Origin of the sequence: Nonomuraea jiangxiensis (assembly GCF_900099965.1) — a bacterium.
GTDB classification, from domain to species: domain Bacteria; phylum Actinomycetota; class Actinomycetes; order Streptosporangiales; family Streptosporangiaceae; genus Nonomuraea; species Nonomuraea jiangxiensis.
This window is the reverse complement of sequence record NZ_FNDJ01000006.1, coordinates 196,523-204,164: the sequence shown is the minus strand read 5'-3', so window position 1 is coordinate 204,164 and position 7,642 is coordinate 196,523. Positions and strand designations below refer to the sequence as shown.

Here is a 7,642-nt window from a genome sequence, read left to right as displayed (position 1 = left end):
CGACCGCGTTGGCGGCGACCGCGTTGGCGGCGACCGCGTTGGCGGCGACCGGGCTGGCGACGACCGGGCTGGCGACGACCGCGCAGCCGAGTACCGCGCCGCCACCGACCGCGTTGGCGACGACCGAGCTGGCGACGACCGAGCTGGCGACGACCGCGCCGCTGAGTATCGCGTCGGCGACTACCGCGCCGCCAACGATCCGTCCGCCGACCATCGTTCCGCCAACTATCGCGCTGCCGACTACCGCGCCGGTGGCGGAGAGGGCTGGTGATCGCCATGTCGTGGCAGACCACAGCACCGCCGAGGCAGGCCCCGCCCGGGATCGTCGGGTCCGGGCTCGCGTCCCTTCCGGACGTCGTCGCGGCGGAATGGCTGAAGCTCCGGACCCTGCGCTCCACCTGGGCGGTCTGGGCGGCAGCGACCGCGTCCAGCCTGCTCGCCCTGCTCGTCCTCATCATCCACGTCGGCTCCTACGATCAGGCCCCACCGCAGGAGCGGGCGTCTTTCGAGGGCGCCGATCCAGCCGTCATGGTGATGCCGTTCGTAGCCTTCTTCATCGGCGTGGTCGGTGCCCTGGCCATCACCACCGAGTTCTCGACCGGCTCCCTCGGCCCCAGCCTGGCCGCGGTCCCGCGGCGGTGGACGCTGCTGGCCGCCAAGATCGTGGTGGTCACCTGCGTAGCGTCCGCCAGCGGCGTGCTGCTCGCGGGCCTGTCACAGATCGTCGCCATCCTCGTTCTGGGTGACCGCCCGCCGCCGCTCAACCCCTGGACCAACGGGTGGGAAGCGGCCGCTTCGGCGACCGGCACGGCCGTCACCACCCTGGCCACCGGCCTCGTCGCACTGGGGCTCGGCGCGGTCTTACGGTCGACGACCGCGACGGTGACGGCGATCGGGGCGTTTACCGTGGTGCTGCCCAGTTTCGCGCACTTCCTACCGGACGCCCTCCACCTGTGGGTGGCCTCGATGCTGATTCCCAACCTCGCACCCCAGATCGTGGGTGCCGACTCGGCCTATCTGCTGTCACCACCCGCGGCTATAGCGGTCCTGGCGTTCTACGTGGTCGTGGCCCTGGGGGCGGGCGGTCTCAGCCTCTCTCGCCGCGACTCGTGATAACGACCGCATGCCTTGGGGGCGGCTGTGTGCTGCGGTTGCTGAGCGGGTCTGGGCTCGTTGAGCGCCGGGCCGCTCCGGATACCCATCGCGGCGCTGCCCATGGCTTTGCTCGTCACGGCGAAGCGGCCGCACTGACGGACGTGCGCACATCGAACTCCCTGAACGTGGGGGGGTCGGATGGGGGCGTGCACGTCCGTACGGGAAGGTGGCCGGGTGCAATCCCAGGGGACATGATCGAGAACGGTGGTCACCCGGGCCGGCCTTGCCGATCACCATCGAAGTGGCGGCAGGGGCACTTCCGGATACCGCGCACCCAATCGCCCTGAAGTCGTCCGGTGGTCCCATGGTGAGCCGCTCCGGGCCGGTGGGCATCGCTTCGCAGCGTCTGGTGGTCCCATGGTGAGCCCGTGCCGGTCGGCGGGCATCGCCTGCAGGGTCGTCCGGTGGTTCCATGGCGTGCCGCTCCGGTCGGCGGCATCGCTTAGAAGTGTCTGGTGGTCCCATGGTGAGCCCGTGCCGGTCGGCGGGCATCGCCTGCAGGGTCGTCCGGTGGTTCCATGGCGTGCCGCTCCGGTCGGCGGCATCGCTTAGAAGTGTCTGGTGGTCCCATGGTGAGCCCGTGCCGGTCGGCGGGCATCGCCTGGAGGTCGTCCGGTAGTTCCAAGGTGAGCCGCTCTGGGCCGGTGGCCATCCACTCGAAGTCGTCCGGCTGTCCTATGGCGAGCCCGTCCGGCCCGGCGGCCATCGCCAGTGGGAAGGCATCGAACACCAAGGGAGCTGCCAGGCCGTGGTCTTAAGTGGTCCATGTCGGTGGGGGGAGAGGGCCGTGGCGGGCAAAAGTCCGCGCCGGGCAAAAGTCCGTGGTGGGCAGAAGTCCGTGGCGGGGAGAGGGCCGTGGTGGGCAGAAGTCCGTGGCTGAAGGCCGGTGAGTTGTTTGCTGTGGATCGTTTGGTCGGTGTGTGTTTCGGAGTGGTGGTGGGGGTCTGCCCAGGTGCCGACTTCTGTGGCGGTGCCTGGGCGGTGGCTGGCTTCGGCTTTGAGGTCAGTGGGTTGTGGTTGCTGTGAGTGCGTAGTGCCAGAGGCGGTCGGCGGCTGACGGGTTTAGTGACCAGGTCGCGACGCCCGTGGTTGCGTCCGGGCCGCCCTGCACCACCTCGGCCTCCTGGTTCGCCGAGGAGAAGAAACGGCCGGTCACGCCGTCCATTAGTGGGGATGCGGCGAGGAGTACCGCGGTGGCGGCGCCCTGCTCTGGGGTTGTGAAGTGAGGCGGCATCAGCAGGTTCCCCTCTTCGTCCATCGCGCCACGCGCCCGCATGGTGGCCGCGTCGATGTGCCGCTGCAGGTTGGTATGCACGTAGCCGGGCTCGAACGCGTTCGCGGTGATGCCGTCGCCGGCCCAGCGGCGGGCCGCGCCGACCGCGAGCAGCACATCGGCCGTCTTCGACTGCGCGTACGCGACCCAGGGGTCGTACGGGCGGCGCTCGAAGTGCGGGTCGTCGAAGTCGAACGGCGCCCTCAGCTGAGCGCCGGAGCTCACCATGACCACTCGCGCGTCTCCGGCCTGCCGCAGGTTCTCGTGGAGGCCGGTGATCAGGGCGAAGTGCCCGAGGAAGTTCGTCGCCAGCTGCAGCTCCCAGCCGTTGGCGGCGACCTGGCGGGTGGGCAGGGCCATGACCCCGGCGTTCGCCACGATCGCGTGGACCGGCCCGGTCCAAGATGCGACGAAAGTGCGTACGGAGTGGAGGTCGCTCAGGTCCAGGGCCAGTTGGTCGCCGGTGGGCTTGCGGGTGGCGACGGCGACCTCGGCTCCCGCCTTCCGCAGGGCCCGGACGGTCTCCAGGCCGATTCCGGAGGCACCGCCGGTGACGATCATTCGTCGTCCGGTGAGGTCGACACCGGTGAGGATCTCGGTGGCCGTGGTCTTGGCATTGAATGGGGTGCTGATCTGCGTCACGACCAAAAACGGTATAAAGCGGTCATTGGACTCAGAATGCTTCAGGGTCCACCATAGTTCAGTGAGCGTCCAGCAAGCCGATCCTCTTGAAGACGTCCTCGCCCTCGTCGGCGTGACCGGCCACCTGTCCATCGGGCTGGTGGCCGGTGGTGAATGGGCGGTGGAGTTCGGGCCGCCGCCGTCGGTCAAGTTCAACTCGGTACGCCGTGGCCGCTGCCTGCTCACCGTGGACGGCGTATCGGAACCGATCGAGCTGGCCGAGGGAGACTGCTTCCTGCTCGCCCAGCACCGTGCCTTCACCCTGGCCAGCGGGCCGGGGGTGCGGCCGGTCCCGGCCGAGCCGGTCTTCGCGGCGGCCACCGACGGCGTCGCGCGGGTGGGCGCCGGTGAGGACGTGGCGCTCATCGGGGGCCGGTTCGACTTCGGCGAGCGGGCCAAGGAGCTGCTGCTGGACGCCCTGCCGCCGGTGCTCCACGTGCCCGGCGGCACCACCGAGGCCGCGACCCTGCGGTGGGCGCTTGAGCAGGTCGACGCCGAGCTGCGCGACCGGCCGCTCGCCTCGACTTTGGTCTCCGGGCATCTGGCCCTGGTCATGCTGATCCAGCTGCTGCGCCTGCACCTGGACAGCGCCGGGTCTGGCGAGGCGGCCGGCTGGATGGCGGGGCTCGCCGACCCGGTCGTGGCGCCGGCGCTGCGGGCCATGCACGCCCGGCCGGCTCACGCCTGGACGGTGGCCGAGCTGGCCGGGGTCGCGGCGGTGTCCCGGTCGACGCTCGCCGCCCGGTTCAAGCAGGCCGTCGGTCAGGGGCCGATGGACTACCTGACCGGCTGGCGGATCGAACTGGCCGCCGACCGCCTGCGCCGAGGGGACGAGACGGTGGCGGTGATCGCCCGTGAGGTCGGTTACGGCTCCGAGGGCGCGCTGAGCAACGCGTTCAAGCGGGTCACCGGCGCGTCCCCGCGCGACTATCGCCGTGGTGGAAGAGCGCTCGGCGGGTGACGGCACCACACACACGTCCGTCGGGTGGTGGGTGCGGGTGCCGTTGCGAGATCAGGGTTTTTCTTCTCTTCCGGTGAGGACCACGTGCGGGCTTTCCTCATCCCGCTAGCCGGGCGCGCCCACGTCCACGGCAAGGTCCGGGTCCACGCCCACGCCCAAGGTCCGGGTCCACGCCAAGGTCCACGCCCACGCCCACGTCCAACGCCCACGCCCACGTCCAACGCCCACGAGCTGGTCTCGGAGGCCGGGGCTTCTGCTGCGTCGGCTTCGGTACGGGTTCCGATAGTCGCCGTGCGGTGGATCCGCCCGCAGGAGGCGGACCGCACCCCCTTCCCGCCGAAAGCCGTGCGACGCCGCGACGCCGCGACGCCGCGACGTCCCGACCTCCCGATCCCGACGTCGTGACGTCCCCGACGTCCCGATCCCGACATCCGACGTCCCGACGCCCGAAGCCCCGGTCTCGAAGGCCCGAAGGTCCCGAAGGCTCAAAGGCCCGAAGGCCCGAAGGCCCGAAGGCCCGAAGGCGCGAAAAGCCCGTGTTGCACGGGGGATCGGGGGAAACGGACAAAAAACCCATACCCGGTAGAAAGTTACTTAGGTCACACAAGTAATGTTGTTGCCCTAAGCAACCAGATGGAGTTCCCGCCGTCCACCCCTTCGACGGCGTCCCCGTGACGGACGGCGAACGCCCGCCCGCCGACCCCCACGACGACCCCGACCAGCGAGGAGATCGCCGATCTCATGCCCCCCTCTCGCCAGGTCCCTTGCACCGGCTTCAACGCGCACCGTGCCCGCGTACCGCATCCCTCTCGCACGGCTCAGACAGTGAAAGGACATTGATGACAACCGCAGTACGGGCCGAGGCCCGGGGGGCTGCGCCCGAGTCGGACGCGCCGATGACACATCGGCAGATCCTGGAAGCGCTGTCAGGACTGCTGCTCGGCCTCTTCGTGGCGATCCTGTCCACGACCGTGGTGTCGAACGCGCTTCCCACGATCATCTCCGACCTGCACGCGACCGAGACCACCTACACCTGGGTCATCACCGCCGAACTGCTCGCCACCACGGTCACCACCCCCCTCTGGGGCAAGCTCGCCGACCTCGTGAGCAAGAAGGTCCTGGTCCAGCTCGCGGTGATCATCTACGTGGTCGGCTCCGCCCTCGGCGGACTGGCCCAGGACCCGGCGATGCTCATCAGCGCCCGGGTCGTCCAGGGCCTCGGCGTCGGCGGTCTCACCGCCCTGGTCCAGGTCATCATGGCGGCGATGATCTCCCCGCGCGAGCGGGGACGCTACTCCGGGTACATCGGCGCCGCCTTCGCCCTCGCCACCGTCGCAGGACCGCTGATCGGCGGCGTCATCGTGGACACCGACTGGCTCGGCTGGCGCTGGTGCTTCTACGTCGGCGTGCCGTTCGCGATCATCGCGCTGATCGTGCTGCAGAAGACCCTGCGCCTCCCCGTGCTCAAGCGTGAGGTCTCGATCGACTGGCCGGGAGCCGTGCTGTTCTCCGCGGCCACCTCGCTCCTCCTGATCTGGGTCTCCTTCGCCGGCACCGAGTACGACTGGCTCTCCTGGCAGACCGCCTCGATGATCGCCGGCGCGGTGTTCCTCGCCGCGATCTTCATCCTCGTGGAGATGCGGGCCAAGGACCCGCTCCTCCCGCTGCGCCTGTTCGCCAACCGGGCCATCAGCCTGTCCACGGTGGCGAGCCTGCTGGTCGGCGTCGCCATGTACGGCGTCACCACGTTCCTCAGCCAGTACTTCCAGCTTGCCCGCGGCGAGACGCCGACGCATGCAGGGATCATGACCCTGCCCCTGATCGCCGGACTGGCCCTGACGTCGACGGTCGCCGGCCAGATCATCAGCCGTACCGGCCGCTGGAAGATCTTCCTGGTCCTCGGCGGCCTGTTCCTGTCGGCCGGGCTCATCCTCGCCAGCACGCTGCGCTACGACTCCGAGTACTGGCAAGCGGCGATCTTCATGTTCCTCATCGGCGTCGGCGTCGGCATGGTCATGCAGAACCTGGTCCTCGCCGTGCAGAACCAGGTACGGCTCACGGACCTGGGCGCGGCCAGCTCGGTGGTGGTGTTCTTCCGCACGCTCGGCGGTACGGCCGGCGTCGCCGCGCTCGGTGCCATCCTGACCAACCGCGTCGCCGAGTACACCAAGGACGGCCTGGCCAAGCTCGGCATCGAGGGCGGCCCGGGCAGCGACGGCTCGATCCCGAAGCTGGCCGAACTCCCCGCTCCGGTGCGCGAGGTCGTCCAGAGCGCGTTCGGTCACGGCGTCGGCGACCTGTTCCTGTACGCCTCGCCGCTGGCGGTCCTGGCGCTGCTCATCGTGCTCTTCATCAAGGAGGTGCCCCTGCGTACCTCCAACGACGGTCCGATCCCGTCGGCGAGCGCGCCCTCCCCCCAGCCCGCGGTCCCCGGCCGCCACGCCCAGCGCGCGCAGGACCTCGACCGGCCGGAACTGGTCACGGTGGGCGCGAACGCCGAGCAGCAGCCGCAGAACGGCCTGGCCACCCTGCCGCTGCGCGTCCCGAACGTGGCCCACGCCTCGGCAGGCCGGCCGGCGCCGCCGCAGGACCACGGCGGCTCCGGCATCCGCGGTTTCGTCCGCGGCGGCGACGGGATGCCGGTGCCGCACGCCAACCTCACCCTGATCGACGTCGGCGGTCACCAGCTCGGCCGGACGGCCACCCAACCCGACGGCTCCTACCAGGTGCCCACCCCGGGTAGCGGCACGTACGTCCTCATCGCCTCGGCGAGCGAGTACGACCCGCAGGTCGCGACGCTGGTCGTCGGCAACCGGCCGCTCGACTTCGACCTGGTGCTCAGCGGGTCCGGCAGGCTGGGCGGCACCGTACGCGACCTCGCCGGCAACCCGGTCGCCCAGGCGATGGTCATCGTGACGGACGCCCGCGGAGAGGTCGTCATCACCGGCGTGACCAAGGCCGACGGTACGTACGGCTTCAGCGGCGTCGTCGCCGGCACCTACACGATCACGGCCAGTGCGGAGACCCACCGGCCCACGGCCGTACCGGTGGAGGTCGGAACCGGGCAGACCACGCAGGACCTCACCCTGCAGACGGCCGCGCGGATCCGCGGCACGATCCGGCTCAAGGGCGCGGACCGCCCGCTCGCGGACGCCCGGGTCACCCTCCTCGACGCGACGGGGAACGTCGTCGGCACGGCGACGACCGGCGAGGACGGCGAGTACGCCTTCGCCGACCTCACCAGCGGCCAGTACACCGTCATCGCCACCGGCTACCCGCCCCAGGCGAACGCGGTCACCCTCACCGGGCAGGGCGAGGACGGCCAGGACATCTGGCTCGGCCACTCGGAGTGACACCAGGCCGCCCGGCCGCGTCCGTGGACGTGGCCGGGCCCGGCCGGAACCCCAGACCGGCGGCGCGCAACAGCCGCCCGGTGAAACGAGTGCCCGTCAACAGGCGCCAGGGCCGCCGATGAGCCCAGTGAGAGGCGCGCAGCCGCCCGTGTGAAGAGCGAAAGCAGGAATCCCATGTACACAGGCCATCAGGCCCCGGACAGACCACCAGCAGGCGGG

General features: G+C 70.5%; 6 protein-coding genes. 3 read left to right on the top strand and 3 right to left on the bottom strand.

What is annotated here, in order from left to right:
* On the bottom strand, window positions 1–214 hold a 214-nt coding region (locus BLS95_RS55680; protein ID WP_218135775.1), incomplete at its 3' end, for a hypothetical protein.
* Between the two features lie 62 nt (window positions 215–276).
* On the opposite strand from BLS95_RS55680, the gene BLS95_RS15330 reads away from it, so the two are divergent.
* Window positions 277–1,113, top strand: coding sequence for an ABC transporter permease (locus BLS95_RS15330; RefSeq protein WP_143043736.1), 837 nt, complete (start codon window positions 277–279; stop codon window positions 1,111–1,113).
* Window positions 1,114–2,158: 1,045 nt separating this feature from the next.
* Here BLS95_RS15330 and BLS95_RS15325 read toward each other — a convergent pair.
* Window positions 2,159–3,070 carry an SDR family NAD(P)-dependent oxidoreductase gene (locus BLS95_RS15325; RefSeq protein ID WP_090931646.1) on the bottom strand — a complete coding sequence of 304 codons (912 nt, stop codon included), beginning with the start codon at window positions 3,068–3,070 and terminating at the stop codon, window positions 2,159–2,161.
* A 61-nt stretch (window positions 3,071–3,131) separates the two neighbouring features.
* On the opposite strand from BLS95_RS15325, the gene BLS95_RS15320 reads away from it, so the two are divergent.
* Window positions 3,132–4,070 (top strand): AraC family transcriptional regulator, encoded by a 939-nt coding sequence (locus BLS95_RS15320; RefSeq protein WP_090931645.1) that lies wholly within the window; start codon window positions 3,132–3,134, stop codon window positions 4,068–4,070.
* 599 nt (window positions 4,071–4,669) lie between these two features.
* Here BLS95_RS15320 and BLS95_RS55675 read toward each other — a convergent pair.
* Window positions 4,670–4,813: a hypothetical protein gene (locus BLS95_RS55675; RefSeq protein WP_176993202.1), complete on the bottom strand. Its 144-nt coding sequence runs from the start codon at window positions 4,811–4,813 to the stop codon at window positions 4,670–4,672.
* 96 nt (window positions 4,814–4,909) lie between these two features.
* On the opposite strand from BLS95_RS55675, the gene BLS95_RS15315 reads away from it, so the two are divergent.
* Window positions 4,910–7,423 carry an MFS transporter gene (locus tag BLS95_RS15315; RefSeq protein ID WP_218135773.1) on the top strand — a complete coding sequence of 838 codons (2,514 nt, stop codon included), beginning with the start codon at window positions 4,910–4,912 and terminating at the stop codon, window positions 7,421–7,423.
* The last annotated feature ends 219 nt before the right edge of the window (window positions 7,424–7,642 follow it).